Below are 22,692 nucleotides of genomic sequence, written 5' to 3'. Positions count from 1 at the left end.
CAGCTCGGGCGGCACGTCGAGCCCTTCGTCCCGCCGCTGTGCGACGGCATGGCCGAGATGGACGGTATTCCAGTAGATGATGATCGCGGTCAGAAGATTGGGGGATGGTTCCGTTGCGGGTTGCCCGGGCGAGCCGCTTCAGAGCGTCGGCCAGCCGCACCTTGCGATCCGCCAGCCAGCCCTGCGGGTCGATCGGCACGGCCAACCTCACGTTTTCTTGTGCCGTATTCATCGGCACCAGCACCTGCTTGAGATCGCCATAGCGGCGCGAATGAGCGAGCCAGATATCCCCGGAGCGGAAAGCGTCGCGGAGGTGGAACAGAACCGCGACTTCCCAGAGCCGATCGTCTCCTTTTTCCTGCGTGCGCAAATGACGATGCCATTTCGAGTTGGGCCTCAGGAAGCTCCCATCTGCCGATGCTGACGACCGTATTTTCCCGATAGCCGCGGCTGCCGCAACCAATGGCTGCGCGACCGGCGCGGCCTCGATCTTCAGGCATCGCAACATGCGCGGCGCATAACGGCGGAAGCGATGATATCCCTGTCCGACATGAGCCAGCGGCTCGTCGGCCAGCGTGTTGCTGAGCTGGGCGCCTGTCGCGACCAATTGATCGAGCCGGTGCCACTCCGCCGAATTGGCGACCGCCATTTCCAGCGGCACACCATCGTTGCGGGCCTCAAGCAACGAGGCGCCCAATGCGGTGAAGGCGCGGATCGTATCGGTGAGCGCTGCCTTGGAACCGGCAATCGTCTCGTCATGCAGCCGCTTCGCCTCTCGCCAGGTCTTCCCGACGATCCGGTCATGGGTTTCGACGACAGTATCGGCAATCGCCGCTTCCCACTCCACTACGCAAACAGCAAGGATCGCCCAGCGCCGGTCCGAAGTGATGTCACGCAAGCCGTCGGTGAAGTAGCGTTCACCCTGCCGGCGCAGGCGTGCGACACGGTGGGGTGGCGTGCCGGCGAGAACCTGATGATCGAGATTCAGATTACGCAGAAACTCCAGTCTGTCGAGCAGGCGGTTTGCGGCAGCCGAGTTGTTGCCGACCTCGAAATTGCGAAGCCAAATGAAGCGGCTGACGTTGCCTGCCAGCATCTCGGTCAGAAGCCCATCCAATTGCTCACGCGCGTCAGCATCCAGCTTTTCCGCGATCCGCGTTTCGATTCGGCGTTCGGCGGCGACCAGGGCATCCGCGCACAGGCGCTCGATTGTCGACACGGCCGGCAGAATAGTCGAAGTCTCCCGGCATCGCGCAACAAAACGCTGGGCAAGATCCTCGTTCGATCTGGCATCTTCAGCCTGATAGAAGAGCCAGTCCCGCAGATCACGGGCGCCACGGCCTGAGAACGTCTTGTAGCCGTAGATTTCGCGCAGCGTGTCCATGTGCTGCTGACGGGTCTGACGCCGAGCGGCATAGGTGACAAGCGCATCGGCCGGAATGCCGAGCTGAGCGCCAATAAAGGAAAGGACTTCGTGCGGGATCATCTCGCCCGGAGCCAATGCACGGCCCGGATATCGCAATGCGCAAAGTTGCAGGGCAAAACCGAGCCTATTTTCCGGCCTGCGACGTTGCTCGATGTTTTCCAGATCGTCGTCGCCCAGTGTGTAGTGCTTCAACAACGACAGATCGTCCGTCGGCAGATCGAGCAGCGCCGATCGCTGTCGCTCGGTGAGAATATGGCGTCGTGGCATTCGATCTGTCCCTATTGAAGTATAGTCTGTTCTGGACAACACTCAGCCCGTGCAAATCAAGGCTTTCCGGCGCCCAAATCCATGAGGATTCAATTGGGACAACGTGCCGCCATCTACTGCCGCGTTTCAACAGCCGATCAGTCGTGCGGGCGGCAAGAACGTGACCTGACGACATTCGCCGGCCGTGCCGGCTACGATGTGGTGGCAACTTTCAAGGAGACTGGCTCCGGCGCAAAACTCGACCGGGCCGAACGCAGGAAGGTCCTGGCTCTCGCCCAGGCCAGGCAGATCGATGCGATCCTGGTCACGGAATTGTCGAGATGGGGACGCTCGACAATCGACTTGCTCAATACGCTGCGCGAACTGGAAAACTGGAAGGTTTCCGTCATCGCCATGAACGGGATGGCATTCGACCTGTCGTCGCCGCATGGGCGGATGCTGGCGACTTTCCTCTCCGCCATTGCGGAGTTCGAACGCGACCTGATCAGCGAACGGGTCAAGTCCGGCCTCGCCGCAGCAAAAGCACGCGGCAAAAAGCTCGGCCGCCAGGCCGGCGAGCGGCCTAAATCGGATCGGCTTGCATCGAAGGTCATGACACTGAACGCCGAGGGCCGGAGCTACCGCTGGATCGCTCGCGATCTCGGCATCAGCAAGAACACCGTCGCTGACATCGTCAAGCGCAACAGACTTTCCCTGGCTCCAAAGATAGAGACCTCACCATGAAAAAGCGATCCGGGCGCGCCCCAGCCGATCCATATCGCAAGGCTCGCTTCAGGGAAATTGCACGGGAGATCGTCGCGAAAGACCGCTACAACCGGAAATACGGGCTTTCCGTCGATACCGCAGGCGCGATCGCCAATGCGCTTGAAAGAGCATACCGGGAGGGAATCCGTGGCGGTGAGCACGGGCCCGCTCCCGTGGTCGCACAACCAGACAGCGGACCGATCGAATGGGCGCTGATACCACCACGACCGAGGGACGCGTTCTGGACCATCTGCCTGTTCACCCTGTCGCGTGGCGACGGGCCCGCCTCGGGCGGCCGCCTTGTTCCTGCCATCACCGAACGTGGAACGCCGGGGTGGATGCTCGACTTGCAGGAGCGGACTTATGAGAAACTGTTCGGCGACAGAACGATCGCGCCGCTCGTGCGCCTCGGACTCATCGAAGAAGCTTCCGATGTTCCCGCATACCGGGTCGTCTCCAAACGAGGAGAGGAAACCTGGGGCCACTTCGTCCAGAGGGGCGGTCAATACCCGGACGACCTGACCAATCTCTAGCCGAAACTGAAAAATAGCGCTTAGGGTGTCTTTTCGCCCTCAGCCGGAACCGACCCCTTGTCGGGTCGGTCGACGTTTCGCATCTACGGGCTGTGACGATGACGGAGAGCGCAACCAGGCGCCGACGGGGAGGGCAGGGGGGCGAAAGTCGATCAGCTGGCCATTTGTTCGATCGGGAGCTGGATCATTTACCGCCGGAGGCGCGCTGGCGCGAATGGATGAACCGCGTCGAGGCGGTGATCTTTGCCGCGAGCGAGCCGGTTGGTCGCGAGACGTTGGCCCGGATCGTCGGCAAGAGCTGCAGCATCGACCTTCTCATCGACGACATCCGCGAGGAGCTCCGCGGCCGGCCCTACGACCTGGTCACTGTGGCCGGGGGCTGGAAGCACTTGACCCGGCCGGCCTATGCCGACGCCATCCGCACGGCCGTCGGCGCGAACGAGCGGGCGGTCGACCTCACCCAGTTCGAGGTGCTGGTGTTGATGTGCATCGCCTACTTCCAGCCGATCACGCGTGGCGAACTGTCGTCGTTTTTTGGGAAAGAGATTTCGCGCGACCTGATCGGCCGTCTGCGTGGCGCCGGATTTATAGATTCCGGTCCGCGCAGCCCGACGCCCGGCGCGCCCTACACCTACGTCACGACCAAAGTGTTTTTGCTCCAGTTCGGGCTGGATACGTTGCGGGATTTACCAGACTTTGAGGCGCTTGAGGATGCCGGGCTGCTGTCGAAGGAGAAGCTGCTGGCGGGGGATATTCCGGTTGGGCATTCTGATGCCGACGGTGACGTTGATCCGGGTCGGGAATGACGTCTTGGCACGGAAGTCAATATCGGCGGTGCCAGCTGTGGCGAGCTTGATTATTCAATGGTTGGATGGTCCAAGATGCCTCGATAGATCGATCGCACCTTCGTAGCCACCGCCACTCAACTTATCGGGGTCCTCCATGGAACACGTGAATGAACGTCGCCCCAAGGGTCATAGCCATCATCATCAGACCCTTGAGACAAGCCACGGTCCGGTCGCCAACCACGCTACCGCAGGAGGTCATTCGGGCCATGGCGGGCACGACCACAGCGAGATGGTGGCCGATTTCCGGCGCAGGTTCTGGATCTCGCTCATCCTGACCCCACCGGTCCTGCTGCTGTCGCCGATGATCCAGCACTGGCTGGGCATACAGGGCGCGCTGGATTTTCCTGGCAGCGAACTGTTGCTCTTTGCTCTGTCGACGGTGGCCTACATTTACGGGGGCTGGCCGTTCCTTGCCGGGTTTGTCTCCGAGGTCCGGGACGGTAAGCCAGGCATGATGACGCTGATCGCGCTCGCCATTTCAGTTGCATATTTCTACTCGGCAGCGATCACATTCGGTCTGTCCGGGATGTCGTTCTATTGGGAACTGGTGACGCTGATCGTCATCATGCTTCTCGGGCACTGGCTGGAGATGCGCTCTGTCATGGGCGCTTCACGCGCGCTCGAGGAACTCGTCCGTCTTCTGCCGGACACGGCGGCGCGCCTCGACGCTTCCGGGGCTGTAACCGAAGTAGCTATAACGGAACTCGTGCCCGGCGACAGGGTGTTGATCCGGCCCGGAGCCAAGGTGCCCGTCGACGGCACGATCGTCGAGGGTAAATCCTCGTTCAACGAGGCTATGCTCACGGGAGAATCGCGGCCCGTCTCGAAGGAGAAGGGGGATAGCGCCATAGGCGGAGCGATCAATGGCGCGAGTGCGGTTACGATCGAGGTCACCGCTACCGGTGACGAGACCTATCTGGCGCAGGTCATCAACCTGGTCAGGGAAGCGCAGGCAACAAGGTCGCGCACTCAGGACATCGCCAACCGTGCGGCGGGCTGGCTGACTTATATCGCCCTTGCGGTCGGCTTCGGATCGCTCGCGTTCTGGGTGCTTGCAGGCGAAAGCTGGGAATTCGCCGTCGAGCGCATGGTCACAGTCATGGTTATCGCCTGTCCCCATGCCCTTGGGCTGGCGGTGCCGCTCGTCGTTGCGGTAAGCACTTCGTTAAGCGCTGGAAGCGGTCTCCTGATTCGCGACAGGGCGGCGTTCGAAAGGGCGCGGAACCTGAATGCGGTCGTCTTTGACAAGACAGGAACGCTGACGGAAGGACGGTTCGGAGTGACGGATATCGTCCTGCTGGCAGGCACCAGCGAAGAGGAGGAGCTTCGGCTCGCTGCCTCCGCTGAGAGTCATTCCGAGCATCCGATTGCGCACGGCATCGTTTCGGCTGCAAAGGATAGGGGGATCGACTTTCCCGCTCCCGGCCAGCTTCGCAACATCACCGGCGAGGGCATTGTCGCGCAGGTCGAAGGGCATGATGTACGCATCGTTAGTCCCGGGCACCTGGCTCGCCACGGGAATCCTGTTCCGGAGGAAAGGCTCCGTCAACTCGAGGCCGCCGGCAAGACCGTGGTGGTTCTTGTCCGGGACGGAGAGCTGCGCGCCCTGTTTGCGCTCGCAGACATAGTGAGGCCGGAGTCCCGCGAAGCCATCGCCGACCTCAAGAAACTTGGCATCAGGTCGATCATGCTGACGGGCGACGCAAAGGGTGTGGCGCAAGCCGTCTCCCGGGAACTCGGGATTGACGAGAATTTCGCCGAGGTGCTGCCGGATCAGAAGTCGGCCAAGATCAAGGAGTTGCAGTCGCGCGGCCTTCAAGTGGCTATGGTCGGTGACGGCGTGAACGACGCTCCAGCGCTGGTGCAGGCCGACCTCGGCGTCGCTATCGGCGCGGGAACCGACGTCGCCGTGGAGTCCGCCGACGTGGTGCTGGTCAGGAGCGATCCGCGTGATGTGGCTGCAATCCTTGGCCTGTCTCGCGCCACCTACAGAAAGATGGTGCAGAACCTTATCTGGGCGACTGGGTACAACGCTATCGCCATCCCCATGGCCGCAGGCATCACCTTCGGCACGGGCTTCCTTATGACTCCGGCAGTGGGCGCCGTTTTCATGTCGGCGAGCACGATCATCGTCGCGATTAACGCCCAACTGCTAAGACTTTACCGGAAGAGAAGCTGACCTGAAGCATCGAAATTCGATGGGTCGTTTCAGTTTGATCCAGGACAAATCGGCTTGTCTCCAACCGGTCTATGTTCATATTGGAGAGAATAGAAGGACAGCTAGGTTGCTCCTGAATCTAGCCAGGACAGTGGGAAGTGCCACCGCGCGGCGATGCGTCGTGCGGTTTGCTGCTTTCCTTTTTGCCGTGCTGGCCGCTTTCTCCCTGTCTTTCGGCAGCGCGCATGCGCATGCGGCAATGGCTGCAGAGTCTTACGCCGCTGCCGACCACATTGTCGCCGGCAAGGGTCACACGAGCCAGGAGCACGTGCATACCGCCTCCTGCAACGACAGCAACACCGACCATGACGGCCATGACGGTGTTTGCGTGTCCGTTTCCGCTTGCGGCGCCTGCGCTCCGCTTCCGTCAGCAGGAATCGTGTTTATTCCGCAGGGAATGCCTGCGGCTGCCGAACCCGGTTCGGTCTCGTTTCCGAGCGACCCGCCGACGCTCGACCGCCCTCCCAAGCTTACCGTGACCGCCTGAGCGCACGAGCTTACGGGTTCGTGCGCTCCTTGAAGGAGTCACGAACACGAGAGCTTTGAACCATGAACATGATTATCCGGCGCCAGTTCCTGGCGCCCTCGACGGCGTGCGGGTTTGCTAGCGTCGTAACCCTCCTGATCGCAGCGGATACGGCGGATGCCGGCGTCCGTACCGGCGGGCGGATCGAGCTGGCCACACGCAACGATAGCGTGCCGGGACACCCAACGCATTTTCCGGCTCGCCGCAAAGAGCCGGCCACTTCAGTCGGAGACCGCACACGGGCTTTCCATTGTTACCACCTCGGCCACACGGCGGCAGGCATGATGACCGTCGTCGAGCATGTCGGCTGAACACAGGAGAAGAAGATGAATAGGATCAACACATCATACTCGCGCCCGGCAGTTGCCACGTTTGCCGGGGGAGCGATCCGGAGGAGAACTTCGGCCGCTGCCATGGTCACGGCGGCGGCGCTGGCGCTGCTAATCGGTCTCGCCGCTCAGGTGCGTGCCCAGACTGCAACATCCGGCTTCGTGTATACGGCCGATGAAAACGAGAATTCCGTCAGCCGCATCGATCTCGCGGCAGGAAAGGTCGACATCTTCCCCGTCGGCGTCACACCGCACAACGTCCAGTTTGTCCCCGGGAAAGATCTGGTGCTCGCGGTGGGCACGCCTGTGACGATGGCGGCGGACATAGGGCACGCGGGAGCCGACGACAGCGACGATGCCGCTGCCTCGCACGGCGGTGGAGGCCACGGAGGCGGCGGCGCGGGCGGCGCCCTGATCGTGATGGAGACGGGGAATATGGCCTCAGCTCCGGTTGCCACCATCGAGGTGGGTTCCCATCCTGCCCACGTGATCGCCGATGCGGCCGGCGAGCGCGCCTTCGTCAGCAATTCCGGCGACGACACGTTAACGGTCGTCGATCTGGCGAAGGGCGAGGTGGTGGGCGAGATCGGCACGGGCGACTATCCGCACGGCTTGCGGATGAGCCCGGACGGTAGCACGATCTACGTTGCCAACGTCGAGGACGGCACCGTTTCCATAATCGACGCCGCCTCGCTCGAGGAGACGGATAGGATCGAGGTCGGCAAGGCCCCGGTCCAGGTCGGCTTCACGCCGGACGGGAGCCGTGTCTACGTCTCGTTGAGAGACGAGAACAAGGTCGCCGTCATCGACACCGCAACGCGGCGGGTGACCGCACGGATCGGCGTCGGGCGCTCTCCGATCCAGATGTATGCCACCCCCGACGGGCGGTTCGTCTACGTGGCCAACCAGGGCACAGGCGACGACCCTGACGAGACGGTATCGGTGATCGACGTGGCGGGCGGAACCGTCGTGAAGACGATTACCACTGGCAAGGGTGCGCACGGCGTCACTGTCAGCGACGACGGCGCGCAGGTCTTCGTCAGCAATATCGTGGATGGCACTGTCTCCGAGATCTCCGTTGCGTCCCAGGCTGTCGTTCGCACCTACCGGGTCGGAAAGGGGCCGAACGGGATCACCTTCCAGGCACAGTAAGCATGCCCTGGGCGGCAATCCCGCCGCCCAGGCTTCCCGTGGTCAAAGGAACACGCACATGAACACGATCGCAAAGACTGCCTTCGCCGCAATCCTGTTGCTCTCGGCGGCCCCGGCGCTTGCCGAGGACGCCCACCACCCGACAGCGACCGAAGCCCCGGCAGCAAATCCGGCTCCGGAAACGCTTCCTCCGGGGGGAACCGCTCCCGTCACAGGCTCGCAACCCGCTATGCCAGGCGGCATGATGGAGGGAGGAATGGGCGGCGACATGATGAAGATGATGCAGGAGATGATGGGCCGACATGCAGGGATGATGCGGGACATGATGGCGGAATCTATGGGTTCCCGTGCAGCCATGATGAGCCAGATGATGGCTCCCGAGCATGTCGAGGGCCGCATCGCCTTCCTGCGCACGGAGTTGAAGGTGACCGCCGCGCAGCTGCCACTCTGGGATGCCCTTGCCGAAGCCATTCGCGCCAATGCAGGGGCTGCAAGCGGGGTCATGTCCGCAATGGCGGGTGGAATGCCGATGGGTGCGGGCAGCTCGACGGCGCCGCAGAGGATCGAAGCGCAGGAAAAGGCGCTGTCCACTCGCCTGGAATCCTTGAGCCGGCTGAAGACAGCCTTGGACCCCTTCTATGCCGCCCTTGATGCTGCGCAGAAGGAAAAGGCGGACAAGCTGCTCGTCGCCGCGCCGATGGGAATGATGTGATGCCAGCCCCCGGGCTGCGCGGCATCTCGCGCCCCGGGGGACTCACAAGTGAGATCCCGGATGGGAAAGCATTTCCAACAACAGGAGAGTACCGATGGGTGCAAACAGTTTTGACCGTCCCAGGACACCCGACCTGGTGGTGATGCTAAGTGCGGATTCTGGAGGTCGAAAGCTGGCGTTGTGGCTATCGGGTTCGTGCTGATTGGCGGCGCTTCTATTCAAGCACAGGTTGCACGTACTCGGCTATCTACCGTTCGTGCTGCTGCTTGCGTGTCCGCTGCTCCATCTGTGGCATCGCGACCACGGCGGGCACCATCGCTCTTCGCCGCCGTCTAGCGGCGATACGGGAGCATGAGCCATGGAAGCGACCCTTGGGTTCATGGTGCAGTGGCCAACGCTGCTCGCGATGCTTCCGGTGCTCGTGGCGTTGTACGTGCGGCTTGCCAGGCGAGAGGAGGCTGAGGTGTGCGCCCGTTTTGGCGAGGCCTACGACCGCTACGCAGCCAGAGTTCCGGCGTTCCTGCCCCGGTGGACTAAAGCCCTTGCCACAGGTGGCGAGGCGGATGGACGGAGAATTCCATGACCTTGTCGATATCCTTCCTCGGCGGCGTCGGCACTGTGACAGGCTCGCGGTCCCTTCTCGATCGCCGCGGCCGACGCGTCCTTGTCGACTGCGGCCTGTTCCAGGGTCTCAAGCAATTGAGGCTCCGCAACTGGGCGAAGTTCCCCGTCGATCCGGCAAGCGTCGACGCAGTCCTGCTGACGCACGCGCATCTCGACCATTCCGGCTATCTGCCCGCGCTAGTGCGGGATGGCTTCCGGGGCAGGGTGCATGCTCCCCAGGCCACGATCGACCTTTGCGAGATACTTTTGAAGGACAGCGGCTTCCTTCAGGAAAAGGATGCCGAGTACGCCAACAAGCACGGCTTTTCCAGGCACAAGCCTGCAGCTCCTCTCTACACCCTGAAGGATGCCAAGGCTGCCTTGCTGCACCTTCGGGCGGTACCGTTCCACGAGCGGCATTCGCTGCCCGACGGTCCGGAAATCCTGCTGAGGCGTGCGGGGCATATCCTCGGAGCTGCCTCCATCGTATGCAGGTGGGGCGGTGCCAGCATCGCCTTCTCCGGGGACCTTGGCCGTTTCGGTGACCCGGTGATGGTGGCCCCTGAAGCTGTCCCGGAAGCGGACTACGTGGTCGTCGAGTCCACTTACGGAAACAGGCTTCACGAAAAGCGCGACCCCCAGGACGCGCTCGCGGAGATCGTTAACCGGACCGTCGCGAGAGGAGGCACAGTCGTGATTCCGGCGTTTGCCGTCGGCTGCGCGCAGTCTCTTCTCTATCACCTGGAGCATCTCGTCTCCTCCGGGCGGATTTCCGGCGCTCCAGTGTTCCTGGACAGCCCCATGGCGATCAACGCGACCGAACTGCTGCACCGCCATAACGGCGACCACAGGCTAACACCCGAGGAATGCGCGCGTGCCTGCAACGTCGCGCAATACGTCCGCGGGGTCGAGGAATCGAAGGCCCTCACCTCCAACCCGATGCCGAAGGTGGTCGTCTCGGCGAGCGGCATGGCGACGGGAGGGCGGGTCCTGCATCACCTCAAGCGGTACGCCCCAGACAAGCGCAACACCATTCTCTTCAGCGGCTTCCAGGCCGCGGGGACCCGCGGCGCCGACATGCTCGATGGCGCAGATCGCATCAAGATCCATGGCGAGTACATCCCGGTCCGGGCCGAGGTCGCCAACCTGCCGATGCTGTCGGCGCATGCCGACTCGGACGAGATCGTCAAATGGCTTGGCAGCTTTCGCAGGCCGCCGAAGATGACCTTCATCTCCCATGGCGAGCCCGAGGCATCCGACGCGCTGCGCCGGCGCATCCAGGACGATCTGGGCTGGCCATGCCGCGTTCCCGAACATCTCGAAAAAGTGGTTCTCGAATGACTGACGGAAGCAATCCGGCACTACAGCCTGCCTCGCAGCCAGGTCTTCCCCTCAGGGCCCGTCGCCTGGGAATTCACACCCAGAACGAATCCGTAGTCTTCATGCGGACCGATTGCCATGTGTGCCGTTCCGAGGGTCTTTCGGCGAACTCCCGCGTGCTGCTCTCGGCGAACGGCCGGGAAGTGATCGCCACGCTGTACCAAGTCTCCTCCGGCATTCTCGAGATTGACGAGGCCGGGGATTGGGATGTTTCGCCCGTGATCGACAAGCATTGCGTCGGCGGCTTGCCCGGGAATCGTACCACGCCGATCGTGGTGGCGATTGTCGCTGCACACGGGCTAACGATGCCGAAGACATCCTCCCGCGCCATCACCTCGCCCGCGGGCACGGCCGACACCATGGAGACCCTGGCTCCGGTCGATCTCGGCCTGGAGGACATCCGCCGAGTAGTGGAGCAGGAGTCGGGCTGCGTCGTCTGGGGAGGCGCGGTGCGCCTCAGTCCTGCGGACGACATCCTTACCCGCGTCGAGCGCGCCCTCGACATCGACTCCGAGGGGCAGCTTGTCGCATCGGTGATCTCGAAGAAGATAGCCGCCGGATCGACGCATCTTGTCCTGAACATTCCTGTAGGGCGCACGGCCAAGGTACGGAACGATGCCGCCGCCAGAGCGCTCGCAGCGCGGCTGATCATGGTTGGCGAAGCCTTCGGGCTAAAGGCGGCGACAATCTCCACCGACGGCTCGCAGCCCGTTGGCCACGGCATCGGTCCGGCCCTGGAGGCCTGGGACGTGCTGGCCGTGCTCCAGCAGGCGGCGGCCGCGCCCGCGGACCTGCGGGAGCGCGCATGCATGCTTGCCGGCGCGCTGCTCGAACTGGGCGGCCGCGCCGGACCCGGGGAAGGCAAGTTGCTGGCCGAAGTGACGATTGCCGATGGAAGGGCATGGGCGAAGTTCCAGCGCATCTGTGAGGCACAAGGCGGAATGCGGGTGCCGCCTGTGGCGCGCCATCGCGCACCCCTGGTTGCTCCGCACGCGGGCGGCCTGCGTTCCATCAACAACCGACGCCTCGCCAAGACCGCCAAGCTGGCGGGCGCTCCTGGGTCGAGGGCGGCCGGAGTCGAAATGCACGTCAGACTTGGTGCCGTGCTTGAAGCCGGAGAGCCGCTCTGCACCGTCTACTCTGAAACAACCGGAGAGCTGCAATATGCGCTGGACTATGCATGCGACGTCCTTGCGATCTTCGAGATAGACAGGGAGTCCACGCCCTGATGCCGCCGGTTGTCTTCGCATTGCCTGGTAACGAATCCATGGCCGAGCGGCTGCGCGCGGCCCTCGACGCGGAGAGCGGATCATTGGCGACGCGCAATTTTTCGGACGGCGAAACCTACCTGCGGTTCGCAACGGACCCCAAGGACCGGAACGTGGTATTTGTCTGCACGCTTGACCGTCCCGACGACAAGGCGTTGCGGCTCCTCTTCGCCGCCGATGCCGCGAGGGACCTCGGTGCATCAAGCGTGGGCCTCGTAGCTCCCTATCTGTCCTATATGAGGCAGGACCGACGTTTCAAGCCCGGGGAGGCGATAACTTCCCGCACCTTCGCCCGGTTGCTCTCCACGCACCTCGACTGGCTCGTGACGGCCGACCCCCACCTCCATCGCTACACCAAGCTCGGCGAGGTATACCCGATCCCGGCGCGGGTAGTGCGGTCCACTCCGCTGCTGTCCGAATGGATCAGCGCGAACGTAAACCGTCCATTTCTGCTCGGGCCCGACATGGAGAGCAAGCAGTGGGTCTCGGAGGTCGAGGGTTTGATCGGCGCACCCTACCAAGTGCTGCGGAAAACCAGGTACGGCGACAGGACCGTCGAGATCGCCGTACCTGACGCGAGTGTCGTTGCCGGACATACGCCAGTCCTCGTGGACGACATCGTGTCCTCGGGTCGGACGATGACCGTTGTGGCCGACCAGCTGCGCGAACTAGGGCTGGAGCGCCCGGTCCTCGTCGCCGTCCACGCCCTGTTCTCGGAAGAGACTTACCGAGGCCTCAAGGAGAGGGCAGCGGCCGTCGTGTCCGCCAACTCCGTCGTCCATCCGTCGAACGCCATCGATCTCTCGGCCGTCCTCGCGAATGCCGTCGCCGAAGCCATGAGCGGCGGTTTCTCAGTCACCTCGAACAAGGAAGAGAACCACAAATGAACACCTACAGCAGATCACTCTTCGCTGCGATTGCGGTCCTCGTTGCGTCTCCTGTCGCGGCGAGCGCCGCGGCCGAGATGACCGTCTACAAGACCCCGTGGTGTGGCTGCTGCCATGCCTGGGCCGAGGCGGTAGAGAAGGCAGGATATCAGGTGTCAACGGTCGACCTGGAAGACCTTTCGTCCATCCGGAAGCAAGCCGGCGTGCCTGCAGAGATGGAAGGCTGCCACATAGCCGCCGTGGACGGCTACTTCCTTGAGGGCCACGTGCCGCTCGAAGCCGTCAAGAAGCTGCTCTCGGAACGCCCTAATGTCGCGGGTCTGGCCGCTCCGGGAATGCCGCAGGGGTCGCTTGGCATGGGGGATGATCCCTCCGCCTCATACGAGGTGTATGCTGTCCCCCGTCAGGCCTCGGAAGCTCCCCAGGTCTTCTATAGGGCAGGGGGCAAATAGGAGGAGCAGCGGCAGATGTCGGACTTCGCGCATTCCGCATCATCCACGCGCCGGATCGAGGCGGCGGACGCCGCCGTGTTCCGGCACCTGGACGATCACCGGAACCACTCCGCGCACATGGGGCAGCGCTCCTGGGCGATGATGGGTTCGCGGATGGAGGTCCATATGGATGCGGGCGGAACGCGAGCCGTCGGATCCAGATCTGGCTTCACCGGAAGCTTCCTCGGGATACCCTTGGCCGTGGAGAAGATCGTGATCGAACGCGATCCGCCTCGCCTGAAGACCTCAGTGACCGTCAGAGCGCCGACCCTCTGGGTCATTGGCCGCTACAGGATGGGGTTCAGCATTATCCCCGGCCCGCATCGTTGCTGCTGACCGTCTTCATCGACTACGACATGTCGGAAGGCCTGGGCGCGTGTGCACTGGGCAGAACCGCCGCCTGGCACGGCGTTCAGATCGACCCGGATGCAAATTTCGCAGGCGAAACAGTGATCGGACGTCCCGGCTCGGCTGTGGAAGTCCTGGTTCTGCCCGCCGATGAGGAGTTGGCAGTTGCCACAGAAATCCCGGCACTGCTGGGACGGGAATTTTGAGAGACGCCTTCTGCCGAGGCAGTCTCACGAGTCCGTGTGGAGGGAATCGGACGATGGCTGATAAGGCAAGGAAAGCCATCAACGGATATATCTCAGCTCCTTTTCAGATGGTCTGCGGCAAGCATTTTGCGGCTTGTCGTGTAAAGCGATGGACGGCGGCGCAATTGCGCCGCAGCCCGCACCGTTAAAGGCCCGACACTTTGCGCTGGCGCGCGGCCTCGCGTTCCGGCCAAGTGCTTTTGATGTAATCCAGCACGGCGCGGATTTCATCGTCACCAAGTATGTCGCCAAAGCCGATCATGTCGCTCTCATAGTCTTTGCCGACGAGGGCGGCGGTGCCGAGCTTCGTGATCGCAAACAGTTGCTCGTCGGAATGATGCCAGGTGTGGCCGCTCGCATCATGTGGCGGGGCCGGCAGCCGGCCGTTGGCTTTTCGCGATTTCCAGTCGGGTTGGCCTTCCAGGTTGGCGCCGTGGCAGCTTGCGCAATTTTCGGCGTAAAGCTTCTGGCCGAGCACGATCCGCTCAGCCCCCTGCGCAGACGATACGTCACCACCAGTATCGCGCCAAAACCAGACACCTGCCGCGACCACAGCGAGGGCAACAAGCAGAAAAGCCGCCCTGTTCATGCCGTCACCTGGAATTCGGTCATCATGCCGGTTTCCAGATGCGGCATGTGGTGGCAATGCAGCATCCAGCGGGCCGGCTCGCCGGCATCGAGCGCGACGGTCACCATCGACATCGGCGGCACATAGACCGTGTCGCGGCGTGCGCCATTCACCTTGCGGCCATTGATGTCGACAACCTGAAAGACATGGCCGTGCAGATGCATCGGGTGGCCCATCATCGACATGTTGTGGAAGCTCAGCAGTACGCGTTCGCCGGTTTTCGCGACGATCGGGCGATGCTGGCCCCAGACCGCGCCATTGATGGTCCAGACATAGGGGTCCATCGTGCCCCCCAGCATGACGATGTGGCTGCGCTCGACCGCACGCTCGGGCAGGTTTTGGCGCGCTTCAAGCCGCAATTCCTGTGACAGGTCGGTATCGAAGGCCTGGGCCTCTTCATCCGCCAGTTCGGGGATCTTTGTAATCTGCGCGCCCGTCGTGGCCAGAACAATGCCGGTGCGTTCGCGCGCGCCTTCACGCAGGGCAAGGATAGGCCAGCTTCCGGCCTCGTCGGGCAGATCGAGTTCCAGATCCAGCCGTTGGCCCATGGCAAGGCCGAACCTGTTGCCGTCAAGCGTCTGGATGTCATGGCCATCGACGGCAATCAGCCGGGCAGCAGCTTGGCCGGTATCAATCCAGAACACGGTCGCGGCGGCGGCGTTGATGACGCGCAGCCGGACACGGCCACCGCGCTCGACCTTGACGATTTCGGGATCGGCCAGCGTGCGGTCGTTGGCCAGATAGGCGTCCCAATTATAGTCGTTGAGATCCATCTCCATCCCGGCCATATCGCCCATCATGCCCGGCATCATATTCTGCATCATGCCTTGCATGTCGCCGCCCATGGCGTCGTGGTTCATGGTTCCATGCCCCATCGCTCCATGATCCATTTCCTCGGTTTCCGTCGCCGGAGCCATCGAATGGGCTTCGCCTTCGGCCGGTTCACCATGGCTGCCGCCGCCATGGCCCTGCCTGATCTCGGCCATCACCTCCTCCGGGCTCTTGAAGGCGAAGTCGTGCAGGAACAGCGTTACCTCCTGCCGATCGGCGGCAACATCCTGCGCGCTGCGCACGATCAGCGGCGCGGCAAGCAGGCGTATCTCCTGCATCGGCACATGGCTGTGCATCCAGTAGGTGCCGGCTAGCGGCTCGAAATCATAGGAGCGGGATTCGCCAGGCTTGAGCATCGGCATCGGAATGTCGGGCACGCCGTCCTGAACGTTGGGCGGGATCTGGCCGTGCCAGTGGACCAGCGTCGGCTCCGGCAAATCATTCGTCAGGTCCACTCGGAAGCGCTGGCCGGGATCGAGGATCAGCCCCTGTCCGCTCGGCCCGGCAAGGCCGAAGACGGTGGCGGCGCGCCCGTTGACGTCGAGCACCCGGCTGGTGGCAGCCAGCCGGATCGGGGCGGGGAGTTGTTGTTGGGCAAAGGCGGGTAAGTTCGCTGTGGCAAGAACAGCGGTTCCTGCGGCCAAAAAGCCGCGGCGGGTCATAGTCATGTTTCACATCCTGTTGCGGGGCAGGCTGTTGTTTCTGAAGCGTGATCATGTCCAAAAAGCCTGCGACTTTTCGGGATCATGCTCCGGGCCTGCGTTACCAATATCGATACGTCAGGCGCGCTGCCTGCCGTTGGCTACAGAAGGTGAAGTCTGGGAGGTTGTTCGGGCAGAGGTGGCTCTTGTCCCGGTCTGAGTTGGGCACGGTCGGGCGGCCAATGCGCATTCGCTTGTGCCACCAGCAGGCCGATGCCATCCGTTCTTGACAATGCCGCCGGCAAGCTGATGCAGGCGATGACGCATTGTTCGAGCGACGTCTGGCATTCGCCATCGGCGCATGCCTGTGCTGGCGCGGCGTGATGCTCCGCTCCGGATGGTCCGTTCATGGCAGCAGCCACCATTCCGGAATGCATGCCAGCCTGGCTCGCAGACACCTGCGGCGCAACAAGCACGAAGAGTGCAATCAGGAATGAGGTGAACACGCGCAGCATATGGCGGAGCAATCAGTCTCTTGTTTCAATGCCAATAACAAGGGTACGACCATTAAGCCCATCTGCAAATGCAGGTCTAGACGGTCCCCGTTTTGCAATTGGATGGCGCGTGTCAGGTCCGAATGCGGAACTGACTACAGTCATGCGATGGCTCCGACACGAGGCCGTACCGACAAGCCTTTGTCGTCCTGATCGGATCCGAGTTCTTTCAGGATAGGGCAATGCGGACGGTGATCGCCCCGACAGGAGTTGATGAGCATGGTTAGCGTCTGGACCATATCCTGAAGCTCCGAAATCTTTCTCTTCAATTCATCGACATGACCTAGCGCCAAACGTTTGACATCGGAACTCTGGCGCGTTTCGTCTCGCCACAGGCTGAGCAGACTGCCGATCTCAGCCACGGAAAAACCGAGGTCACGTGAGCGCCGGATGAACCGCAGCATATGGACGTCAGTGTCCGAATAGTTGCGATAGCCTGACGCGGTCCGATCCGCCGCCGGAATAAGGCCAGTCTGCTCATAGTAGCGGATCATTTTGGCCGAAACGCCCGCCGCCTTCGATGCCTGTCCGATGTTCATACGTTTTCTCCCGTAAATCCCGACAGCCGACCCTGAATATGGGGTTGGCTGTCGGAATTTGTCAGTTTGCAACCTTGAAGGCCTTGAGCCGGAGCGCATTGCCGAGCACGAAGACGCTCGACAGGGCCATGGCACCGGCGGCGAAGACCGGCGACAGCAGAATGCCATAGGCCGGGTAGAGCAGGCCGGCGGCCACCGGGATCAGAGCCGTATTGTAGGCGAAGGCCCAGAACAGGTTCTGCCGAATGTTGCCGATCGTTGCCCTGGACAGGGCAATGGCGTTCGGCACGCCTTGCAGGCTCCCCGACATCAGCACGACGTCTGCCGCCTCGATGGCAATGTCCGTGCCCGTGCCGATAGCCAGTCCCACATCCGCTTCGGCCAGCGCTGGAGCGTCGTTGATGCCGTCGCCAACGAAGGCGACCTTGCCATGCTCGGCTTTGAGGCGGCGAACCGCCTTGACCTTGCCGTCTGGCAGGACTTCCGCCACCACCTCGTCGATGCCCAATCGCGCAGCGATGGCCTGAGCGGTGCGGGCGTTGTCTCCGGTGATCATGGCGACCTTGAGGCCGAGACCGTGCAGCGCCTTGATCGCGGCGGGGGTCGTCTCCTTGATCGGGTCGGCCACGGCGATGATTGCCGCCAGCTTGCCCTCGATTACTGCATAGAGCGGCGACTTGCCCTCGTTGCCGAGGCGCTCGGCGACCTTGGAGAAACCCGCCACGTCATGGCCGAGCTCAACCATGTAGCGGTCGGCACCGATCTCGACACGCTTGCCACCGACTACGGCCTTCACGCCGAATCCAGTCACAGAGCCGAAGTCCGCCACGGCCGGCAGCACGATGCCTTCTGTCTCGGCCGCGTCCACGATCGCGCGGGCGATCGGGTGCTCCGACTTGGCTTCGACTGCCGCGACTAGACCCAGTACGTTCGAGCGGTCGAAGCCGATGGCCAGTTCCAGGTCGGTCAGTGCCGGCTTGCCTTCGGTCAGCGTGCCCGTCTTGTCGACGGCCACGACCCTGGCGTCCTTCAACAGTTGCAGCGCTTCACCCTTCCGGAAAAGAACGCCCAGCTCCGCGCCACGGCCGGTGCCGACCATGATCGATGTCGGCGTCGCCAGACCCATGGCGCAGGGGCATGCGATGATCAGGACGGCGACGGCATTGACCAATGCGAAGGTGAGGGCGGGTGTCGGGCCGAAATAGAGCCAGGCCGCGAAGGTCAGCGTGGCGACGGCGAAGACCGCCGGCACGAAATACATCGTCACCTTGTCGACCAGCGCCTGGATCGGCAGCTTCGAGCCCTGCGCTTCCTCAACCATGCGGATGATCTGTGACAGCACGGTGTTGCCGCCGACCTCGGTCGCGCGGATCGTGAAGGCTCCTTTTTGGTTCACCGTTCCGGCGACGGCCTCGCTGCCGTGCGTCTTGGCAGCCGGGATCGGCTCGCCGGTGATCATCGATTCGTCGACATAGCTTTCGCCCTCGATGACTTCGCCGTCGACGGGAATGCGGTCGCCGGGGCGAATCTCGACGATGTCTCCCGACAGCACGGCGTCGATCGGCAGTTCGACCGTCTTGCCGTCCCTGCGCACACGCGCCGTTTTGGCTTGAAGGCCGACGAGGCGCTTGATCGCTTCCGAGGTGCGTCCCTTCGCACGGGCCTCGAGCAGTCGACCGAGCAGGATCAGCGTGACGATGACGGCGGCGGCTTCATAATAGACGTTGATCGTTCCCGCGGGCAGGAGGCCGGGCGTGAAGGTTGCGACCAGCGAGTAGCCATAAGCGGCCAAGCTGCCGACGGCGACCAGCGAGTTCATATCGGGTGCGAGACGCCAGAGCGCGGGGAGGCCGGTTCGATAGAAGCGGATGCCCGGCACGAACAGCACCAACGTCGTCAGCAGGAACTGGACATACCAATTGTTCGCCATGCCGATCGTGGAATCGATTAGGCCGTGCGCCCCGGGAATAAGGTGCAGTCCCATCTCCAGGAGGAAAACGGGCAGCGTCAGTATCGCCGCTATGGTGAAATCGCGTGTCAGTTCACGGCGTTCCGCCTCCTTCTTTCCGGCGTGGTCATCCGTCTCGGCCTGGCTGCTTCCAGCCGTCGCGACCAGCTTCGCGTCATAGCCCGCATTCTTAATCGCTGTAACCACGGCCGACGCATCGGCAGTTCCCCGGATCATGGCCTTCTCGGTCGCAAGGTTGACGACAGCGTCGGTGACGCCGGGAACCGCCTTGAGAGCTTTTTCGACCCGCCCCACGCAGGATGCGCAGGTCATGCCTTCGATTTCCACTTCAAGCGATCTTGCGACTGGCGCGGAGAAGCTTGCCGGAACCCCGTATCCCACATCCTCTATGGCATTGATAAGGACAGCGCGATCGATTTCGGTGCTTGCCGTGATGCTGGCCTTCTCGGTCGCAAGATTGACGACGGCGTCCGATACGCCCGGCACTGCTTTGAGCGCGCGCTCCACGCGGCCAACGCAGGACGCGCAGGTCATGCCCTCGATCGGCAGGGAAATTGCCGCGTTCGTCACATCCGCAGTTCGAACGGGGACATTCATGGCCGACTCCTTCTGGGTCAAAATTCGAGTTCGGACAGGAATATGATCCTTCCAACGATGGGAAGGTCAAGAGCAAAAAATTTCCCCGGAAGCCGCTTGACCTTCCCATCGTTGGAAACCCCATCTTGAGCGACATGAGACTCAACGAAGGAGAATTCTCATGGAACTCAGAATCGAAAACATGACCTGCGGCGGGTGCGCCCGGTCCGTCACCAAGGCGATCCAGTCGATCGATCCCAGTGCGAGTGTCGAGCCGAATCTTGCGAAGCATGCGGTGAAGGTGGAAACAACGGCATCACAGACCGCAATCTTGCAGGTCCTCGAAGAGGCTGGCTATCCAGCGGCGGTAAACTGACCTGAATAAACATACCGGGATCTTTATCGCGGGCGCGAAAATGGTGCGACTCTCGTGCGAGATGGAAATAGGTGCGCCCAAATTGGATCATGTTGTGCCGGGTGGCTTTCAGCAGATAGGGGTGGAAATGTGAGTAACCTGCAGCTTGTAACGGCCGAGCTTGCTGCCGCTGGTGGCGGTTTCTCCTGTCCTTGTCGCTACCACTAACGTGGAGCTTTTTGCTCCCTACGCCGTACTGCTTGTCAGCGCGCTCGTGGCAGCGACACTTCTGCCTGCCCAGTCGGAGTTGGTGCTGGCGGGTCTGCTGGCCACCGGTAGTGGCGACCCCGGCCTGTTGTTTGTCGTGGCGACAATTGGCAATACGGCGGGCTCGGTGGTGAACTGGGCGGTCGGGCGCGGCGTCGAACCGGTTATCGGTAAACTCTGGTTCCGAGGAGCCCGTGAGGGATACGAACGGGCGGTCTGCATTTTTTGCCGCTATGGGCGATTGTCCCTGGTGTTCGCCTGGCTGCCGATAATCGGCGATGCTCTGACTATCGCGGCCGGCGTCGCGCGCGTGCCGATAGTGCCGTTTGTTGCCCTCGTGGCCGCTGGCAAGGCTGCGCGCTATGCCTTCATCATTATAGCGCTGTCCTGATATACTGGATGCGATGATCGTCGGGTCGGAGTGCCAAAGCGATGCGCAAATATTCCAATACTCAGATAGCTCTCCATTGGGCAGTCGTTTTGATGATCACTGTTCAGTGGTGGACGGCGGCGGCAATCCCACGAACACACAGCCCCCTGTTGCCTCCTTCCGCATGGGACCTGTTTCAGCACAAAGTTCATAACTACTGCGGAATGACGATCGGAGTGCTGATCGCTCTGAGGGTGGCCCTGCGGTTCGCCCGCGGATCGTGGTCAGGGTTCCGCTTATCAAACTGGAAGGATCATACCGCTGCCTTTGTCCATTGGGGGCTTTATGCGGCATTGGCCGCGCAAGCCTTCACCGGGTTCGTCGCTGCCTACTACTGGGGGCCGGCGGCAGCAGTCCATAAGACCATCTGGAATGTTACCCTCGCCCTGATTTCAATTCATGTTGCGGCGGCGGCCTGGCACGGATTTCGTCGTGACCAAGTTCTTTCGCGCATGTTTCCGTCGAAACAGGCGTAGTGGAGCTGAGGGGTCCGGGATGCGCTTCCTAGGTTGCGGTCAGATGCCGCCCACGGACAGATATTTCATTTCCAGATAATCCTCGAGCCCGTGGCGTGAGCCCTCCCGCCCGATCCCAGAGTGCTTCACTCCGCCGAAGGGCGTCGCCTCCGAGGACATGCGCCCGGTATTGATGCCAACCATGCCGTATACCATCGCCTCGGCCACGCGCCAGACGCGTTGCAGATCGCCCGGCGACATGAATATGGTGTCCTGCGACTGGAAGATGGCCGATATCAGGATCGAGCTGAGCAGGACCGACAGCACGCCGCTCTGGCCATCCACGGCAGCGAGGTCAGGTTAACGGTCTGAGGATTTTAGTATCGCGCGGCGGGTTGGCGTGATTCATGGCGGATCACATCCATTGGAGTGATTTGGCATGCGGGAAGAGACCGACAGCGTGTTCCGGCCCTCGAAGCTTCGGGCGCTTCTGGAGCACTTTGAGACGATAGATGATCCGCGCGAACCACCGAAAGTGCGCTACCCCTTGCCCCATGCAAGCCTCATCGATGCTGATCGCGTTTGTACGCGTCTCAGAAACAACTTGCGTCGTTCACCACTACGTCTGGAAGATGATACAATGCTGATGATTTCGGTGAGCTGCGGTATCGCGGCCGCAGAGAACGCTGACATGTTTCCCGATTTGTCAAAACGAGCAGATGCAGCGCTTTACGACGCAAAGTACGCGGGCCGGGGTACGCATCGGACCGCACCCGTAGATTGTGCTCAGCGTCGGGCCAGTGTCGGTTGAGCCAAAACTCCGGCGTTTGATTCATCTCGCCCAGAAGTCGAGTTGCAGCTTTTCGAGACAGCGCGTTGCGCTGTTTCTCCTTCCACCGGTACGGCCTCAATCGGAGGACCATCCGGTCTTAAGGATAGGCCGTCGCCTGTCATTGCTGGAAACGCGCAAGCTTTTTGCGGCTCATCGCGTAAAGCCACGGGCCGCGGCGCAACGGTCGCCGCAGCCCGGATTGTCAAAAGCCCGAAACCCTGCGCTGATAGGAGCTTCACGCTCTGGCCACGTGCTCTTGATATAGTCCAGTACGGCGCGAATATCGTCATCGCCGAGACTGTCGCCAAGCCGATCATGTCGCTCTCCTAGTCGTTGCCCACAAGTGCCGCGGTTCCGAATTTGATGATCGCGAACAAGTGCTCGTCCGAATGGTGCCAGGTGTGCCCGCTCGCATCATGCGGCTGGGCCGGCAGGCGACCGTTGGAACCAGGCAACTACCAGTCGGGCTGACCTTCCAGATCGACGCCATGGCAACTTGCGCAATTCTCATCGTAGAGCGTGATCCGTTCCCCTGTTGGCCGGTGTCGATTTACACTTCAATCTGGGACTCTGGCTTTCTGCGCGAGAAAGTTACACTCCAATTGAGACTCAGGGCAGGAGAGTCTCAATTGGAGTGT

27 protein-coding genes and 2 pseudogenes are annotated in these 22,692 nt (G+C 62.2%); 21 read left to right on the top strand and 8 right to left on the bottom strand.

The window, feature by feature from the left end:
- Positions 1–73: 73 nt before the first annotated feature.
- Positions 74–1,693, bottom strand: a pseudogene (locus DES43_RS11210) (DUF4158 domain-containing protein); the annotation flags it as partial.
- A 93-nt stretch (positions 1,694–1,786) separates the two neighbouring features.
- Between DES43_RS11210 and DES43_RS11205 the strand changes: the two are divergent.
- The 17 genes from DES43_RS11205 to DES43_RS23175 all read left to right on the top strand — a co-directional run bounded on the left by DES43_RS11205 (position 1,787) and on the right by DES43_RS23175 (position 14,126).
- Positions 1,787–2,416, top strand: coding sequence for a recombinase family protein (locus DES43_RS11205; protein ID WP_035026762.1), 630 nt, complete (start codon positions 1,787–1,789; stop codon positions 2,414–2,416).
- Positions 2,413–2,970, top strand: coding sequence for a hypothetical protein (locus DES43_RS11200; protein ID WP_035026761.1), 558 nt, complete (start codon positions 2,413–2,415; stop codon positions 2,968–2,970). The genes DES43_RS11205 and DES43_RS11200 overlap by 4 nt, the downstream gene beginning before the upstream one ends.
- A gap of 98 nt (positions 2,971–3,068) precedes the next feature.
- Positions 3,069–3,776 (top strand): SMC-Scp complex subunit ScpB, encoded by a 708-nt coding sequence (scpB, locus tag DES43_RS11195; RefSeq protein WP_035026760.1) that lies wholly within the window; start codon positions 3,069–3,071, stop codon positions 3,774–3,776.
- Positions 3,777–3,912: 136 nt separating this feature from the next.
- Positions 3,913–5,997 (top strand): copper-translocating P-type ATPase, encoded by a 2,085-nt coding sequence (locus DES43_RS11190; protein ID WP_035026758.1) that lies wholly within the window; start codon positions 3,913–3,915, stop codon positions 5,995–5,997.
- A gap of 160 nt (positions 5,998–6,157) precedes the next feature.
- The gene (locus tag DES43_RS11185) at positions 6,158–6,523 is read left to right on the top strand and encodes a hypothetical protein (RefSeq protein WP_035026757.1); all 366 of its coding nucleotides are present in this window, start codon (positions 6,158–6,160) and stop codon (positions 6,521–6,523) included.
- Between the two features lie 62 nt (positions 6,524–6,585).
- Complete coding sequence (locus tag DES43_RS11180) at positions 6,586–6,873, top strand: cupredoxin domain-containing protein (RefSeq protein WP_035026756.1); 288 nt, start codon at positions 6,586–6,588, stop codon at positions 6,871–6,873.
- A gap of 15 nt (positions 6,874–6,888) precedes the next feature.
- Positions 6,889–8,043, top strand: coding sequence for a YncE family protein (locus DES43_RS11175; RefSeq protein WP_084496486.1), 1,155 nt, complete (start codon positions 6,889–6,891; stop codon positions 8,041–8,043).
- Positions 8,044–8,299: 256 nt separating this feature from the next.
- Positions 8,300–8,755: a Spy/CpxP family protein refolding chaperone gene (locus DES43_RS11170; RefSeq protein ID WP_245264699.1), complete on the top strand. Its 456-nt coding sequence runs from the start codon at positions 8,300–8,302 to the stop codon at positions 8,753–8,755.
- Positions 8,756–9,011: 256 nt separating this feature from the next.
- Complete coding sequence (locus tag DES43_RS23275; protein ID WP_342585385.1) at positions 9,012–9,110, top strand: DUF2933 domain-containing protein; 99 nt, start codon at positions 9,012–9,014, stop codon at positions 9,108–9,110.
- A gap of 3 nt (positions 9,111–9,113) precedes the next feature.
- Positions 9,114–9,338 carry a methyltransferase family protein gene (locus DES43_RS11160; protein ID WP_035026752.1) on the top strand — a complete coding sequence of 75 codons (225 nt, stop codon included), beginning with the start codon at positions 9,114–9,116 and terminating at the stop codon, positions 9,336–9,338.
- The gene (locus DES43_RS11155; RefSeq protein ID WP_035026751.1) at positions 9,335–10,699 is read left to right on the top strand and encodes an MBL fold metallo-hydrolase RNA specificity domain-containing protein; all 1,365 of its coding nucleotides are present in this window, start codon (positions 9,335–9,337) and stop codon (positions 10,697–10,699) included. Before DES43_RS11160 ends, DES43_RS11155 begins: the two co-directional genes overlap by 4 nt.
- A 119-nt stretch (positions 10,700–10,818) precedes the next feature.
- The gene (locus DES43_RS11150) at positions 10,819–11,967 is read left to right on the top strand and encodes a thymidine phosphorylase (RefSeq protein ID WP_483415615.1); all 1,149 of its coding nucleotides are present in this window, start codon (positions 10,819–10,821) and stop codon (positions 11,965–11,967) included.
- Positions 11,967–12,893, top strand: coding sequence for a ribose-phosphate pyrophosphokinase (locus DES43_RS11145; RefSeq protein WP_051520555.1), 927 nt, complete (start codon positions 11,967–11,969; stop codon positions 12,891–12,893). The genes DES43_RS11150 and DES43_RS11145 overlap by 1 nt, the downstream gene beginning before the upstream one ends.
- Complete coding sequence (locus tag DES43_RS11140; RefSeq protein ID WP_035026749.1) at positions 12,890–13,345, top strand: DUF411 domain-containing protein; 456 nt, start codon at positions 12,890–12,892, stop codon at positions 13,343–13,345. Before DES43_RS11145 ends, DES43_RS11140 begins: the two co-directional genes overlap by 4 nt.
- Before the next feature lie 15 nt (positions 13,346–13,360).
- On the top strand, positions 13,361–13,720 hold the full coding sequence (locus DES43_RS11135) for a hypothetical protein (protein ID WP_051520554.1): 360 nt from the start codon (positions 13,361–13,363) through the stop codon (positions 13,718–13,720).
- Positions 13,711–13,938: a hypothetical protein gene (locus DES43_RS11130; protein WP_051520553.1), complete on the top strand. Its 228-nt coding sequence runs from the start codon at positions 13,711–13,713 to the stop codon at positions 13,936–13,938. The genes DES43_RS11135 and DES43_RS11130 overlap by 10 nt, the downstream gene beginning before the upstream one ends.
- Before the next feature lie 53 nt (positions 13,939–13,991).
- Complete coding sequence (locus DES43_RS23175; protein WP_280960262.1) at positions 13,992–14,126, top strand: hypothetical protein; 135 nt, start codon at positions 13,992–13,994, stop codon at positions 14,124–14,126.
- Here DES43_RS23175 and DES43_RS11125 read toward each other — a convergent pair.
- The 5 genes from DES43_RS11125 to DES43_RS11105 all read right to left on the bottom strand — a co-directional run bounded on the left by DES43_RS11125 (position 14,123) and on the right by DES43_RS11105 (position 19,736).
- Positions 14,123–14,566, bottom strand: a complete 444-nt coding sequence (locus DES43_RS11125; protein ID WP_035026748.1) for a c-type cytochrome — start codon at positions 14,564–14,566, stop codon at positions 14,123–14,125. The genes DES43_RS23175 and DES43_RS11125 overlap by 4 nt on opposite strands.
- Positions 14,563–16,104: a multicopper oxidase family protein gene (locus DES43_RS11120; protein WP_035026746.1), complete on the bottom strand. Its 1,542-nt coding sequence runs from the start codon at positions 16,102–16,104 to the stop codon at positions 14,563–14,565. The genes DES43_RS11125 and DES43_RS11120 overlap by 4 nt, the downstream gene beginning before the upstream one ends.
- 134 nt (positions 16,105–16,238) lie before the next feature.
- Positions 16,239–16,592 (bottom strand): hypothetical protein, encoded by a 354-nt coding sequence (locus tag DES43_RS11115; RefSeq protein WP_035026745.1) that lies wholly within the window; start codon positions 16,590–16,592, stop codon positions 16,239–16,241.
- Positions 16,593–16,732: 140 nt separating this feature from the next.
- Positions 16,733–17,170 (bottom strand): Cu(I)-responsive transcriptional regulator, encoded by a 438-nt coding sequence (gene cueR / locus DES43_RS11110; RefSeq protein ID WP_035026742.1) that lies wholly within the window; start codon positions 17,168–17,170, stop codon positions 16,733–16,735.
- 61 nt (positions 17,171–17,231) lie between these two features.
- Positions 17,232–19,736 (bottom strand): heavy metal translocating P-type ATPase, encoded by a 2,505-nt coding sequence (locus DES43_RS11105; RefSeq protein WP_133675256.1) that lies wholly within the window; start codon positions 19,734–19,736, stop codon positions 17,232–17,234.
- A gap of 160 nt (positions 19,737–19,896) precedes the next feature.
- Between DES43_RS11105 and DES43_RS11100 the strand changes: the two genes are divergently transcribed.
- The 3 genes from DES43_RS11100 to DES43_RS11090 all read left to right on the top strand — a co-directional run bounded on the left by DES43_RS11100 (position 19,897) and on the right by DES43_RS11090 (position 21,243).
- Positions 19,897–20,091: a heavy-metal-associated domain-containing protein gene (locus DES43_RS11100; protein ID WP_035026740.1), complete on the top strand. Its 195-nt coding sequence runs from the start codon at positions 19,897–19,899 to the stop codon at positions 20,089–20,091.
- Positions 20,092–20,251: 160 nt separating this feature from the next.
- Positions 20,252–20,728 (top strand): YqaA family protein, encoded by a 477-nt coding sequence (locus DES43_RS11095; protein ID WP_245264698.1) that lies wholly within the window; start codon positions 20,252–20,254, stop codon positions 20,726–20,728.
- Between the two features lie 41 nt (positions 20,729–20,769).
- Positions 20,770–21,243, top strand: coding sequence for a cytochrome b (locus DES43_RS11090; RefSeq protein WP_035026738.1), 474 nt, complete (start codon positions 20,770–20,772; stop codon positions 21,241–21,243).
- A 39-nt stretch (positions 21,244–21,282) separates the two neighbouring features.
- Here DES43_RS11090 and DES43_RS11085 read toward each other — a convergent pair.
- Positions 21,283–21,504, bottom strand: a pseudogene (locus DES43_RS11085) (aldehyde dehydrogenase family protein); the annotation flags it as partial.
- A 157-nt stretch (positions 21,505–21,661) separates the two neighbouring features.
- On the opposite strand from DES43_RS11085, the gene DES43_RS11080 reads away from it, so the two are divergent.
- The gene (locus tag DES43_RS11080; RefSeq protein WP_084496484.1) at positions 21,662–22,033 is read left to right on the top strand and encodes a diguanylate cyclase domain-containing protein; all 372 of its coding nucleotides are present in this window, start codon (positions 21,662–21,664) and stop codon (positions 22,031–22,033) included.
- A 476-nt stretch (positions 22,034–22,509) separates the two neighbouring features.
- On the opposite strand, the gene DES43_RS23270 is transcribed toward DES43_RS11080, so the two are convergent.
- Complete coding sequence (locus tag DES43_RS23270; protein ID WP_342585384.1) at positions 22,510–22,578, bottom strand: c-type cytochrome; 69 nt, start codon at positions 22,576–22,578, stop codon at positions 22,510–22,512.
- Positions 22,579–22,692: the final 114 nt, after the last annotated feature.

This window comes from Aquamicrobium defluvii (assembly GCF_004363725.1).
In the GTDB taxonomy this organism is placed as follows: Bacteria; Pseudomonadota; Alphaproteobacteria; order Rhizobiales; family Rhizobiaceae; genus Mesorhizobium; species Mesorhizobium defluvii.
The sequence above is the reverse complement of the archived record's forward strand: the minus strand, read 5'-3'. Positions and strand labels throughout refer to the sequence as shown.

Excerpts from the sequence above, each read along its gene's own strand:
- DES43_RS11200 (WP_035026761.1), top strand. The coding sequence starts at position 2,413 with ATGAAAAAGCGATCCGGGCGCGCCCCAGCCGATCCATATCGCAAGGCT.
- scpB (WP_035026760.1), top strand. The coding sequence starts at position 3,069 with ATGACGGAGAGCGCAACCAGGCGCCGACGGGGAGGGCAGGGGGGCGAA.
- DES43_RS11190 (WP_035026758.1), top strand. The coding sequence starts at position 3,913 with ATGGAACACGTGAATGAACGTCGCCCCAAGGGTCATAGCCATCATCAT.
- DES43_RS11180 (WP_035026756.1), top strand. The coding sequence starts at position 6,586 with ATGAACATGATTATCCGGCGCCAGTTCCTGGCGCCCTCGACGGCGTGC.
- DES43_RS11175 (WP_084496486.1), top strand. The coding sequence starts at position 6,889 with ATGAATAGGATCAACACATCATACTCGCGCCCGGCAGTTGCCACGTTT.
- DES43_RS11170 (WP_245264699.1), top strand. The coding sequence starts at position 8,300 with ATGGGCGGCGACATGATGAAGATGATGCAGGAGATGATGGGCCGACAT.
- DES43_RS11160 (WP_035026752.1), top strand. The coding sequence starts at position 9,114 with ATGGAAGCGACCCTTGGGTTCATGGTGCAGTGGCCAACGCTGCTCGCG.
- DES43_RS11155 (WP_035026751.1), top strand. The coding sequence starts at position 9,335 with ATGACCTTGTCGATATCCTTCCTCGGCGGCGTCGGCACTGTGACAGGC.
- DES43_RS11145 (WP_051520555.1), top strand. The coding sequence starts at position 11,967 with ATGCCGCCGGTTGTCTTCGCATTGCCTGGTAACGAATCCATGGCCGAG.
- DES43_RS11140 (WP_035026749.1), top strand. The coding sequence starts at position 12,890 with ATGAACACCTACAGCAGATCACTCTTCGCTGCGATTGCGGTCCTCGTT.
- DES43_RS11135 (WP_051520554.1), top strand. The coding sequence starts at position 13,361 with ATGTCGGACTTCGCGCATTCCGCATCATCCACGCGCCGGATCGAGGCG.
- DES43_RS23175 (WP_280960262.1), top strand. The coding sequence starts at position 13,992 with ATGGCTGATAAGGCAAGGAAAGCCATCAACGGATATATCTCAGCTCCT.
- DES43_RS11125 (WP_035026748.1), bottom strand. The coding sequence starts at position 14,566 with ATGAACAGGGCGGCTTTTCTGCTTGTTGCCCTCGCTGTGGTCGCGGCA.
- DES43_RS11120 (WP_035026746.1), bottom strand. The coding sequence starts at position 16,104 with ATGACTATGACCCGCCGCGGCTTTTTGGCCGCAGGAACCGCTGTTCTT.
- DES43_RS11115 (WP_035026745.1), bottom strand. The coding sequence starts at position 16,592 with ATGCTGCGCGTGTTCACCTCATTCCTGATTGCACTCTTCGTGCTTGTT.
- cueR (WP_035026742.1), bottom strand. The coding sequence starts at position 17,170 with ATGAACATCGGACAGGCATCGAAGGCGGCGGGCGTTTCGGCCAAAATG.
- DES43_RS11105 (WP_133675256.1), bottom strand. The coding sequence starts at position 19,736 with ATGAATGTCCCCGTTCGAACTGCGGATGTGACGAACGCGGCAATTTCC.
- DES43_RS11100 (WP_035026740.1), top strand. The coding sequence starts at position 19,897 with ATGGAACTCAGAATCGAAAACATGACCTGCGGCGGGTGCGCCCGGTCC.
- DES43_RS11090 (WP_035026738.1), top strand. The coding sequence starts at position 20,770 with ATGCGCAAATATTCCAATACTCAGATAGCTCTCCATTGGGCAGTCGTT.
- DES43_RS11080 (WP_084496484.1), top strand. The coding sequence starts at position 21,662 with ATGCGGGAAGAGACCGACAGCGTGTTCCGGCCCTCGAAGCTTCGGGCG.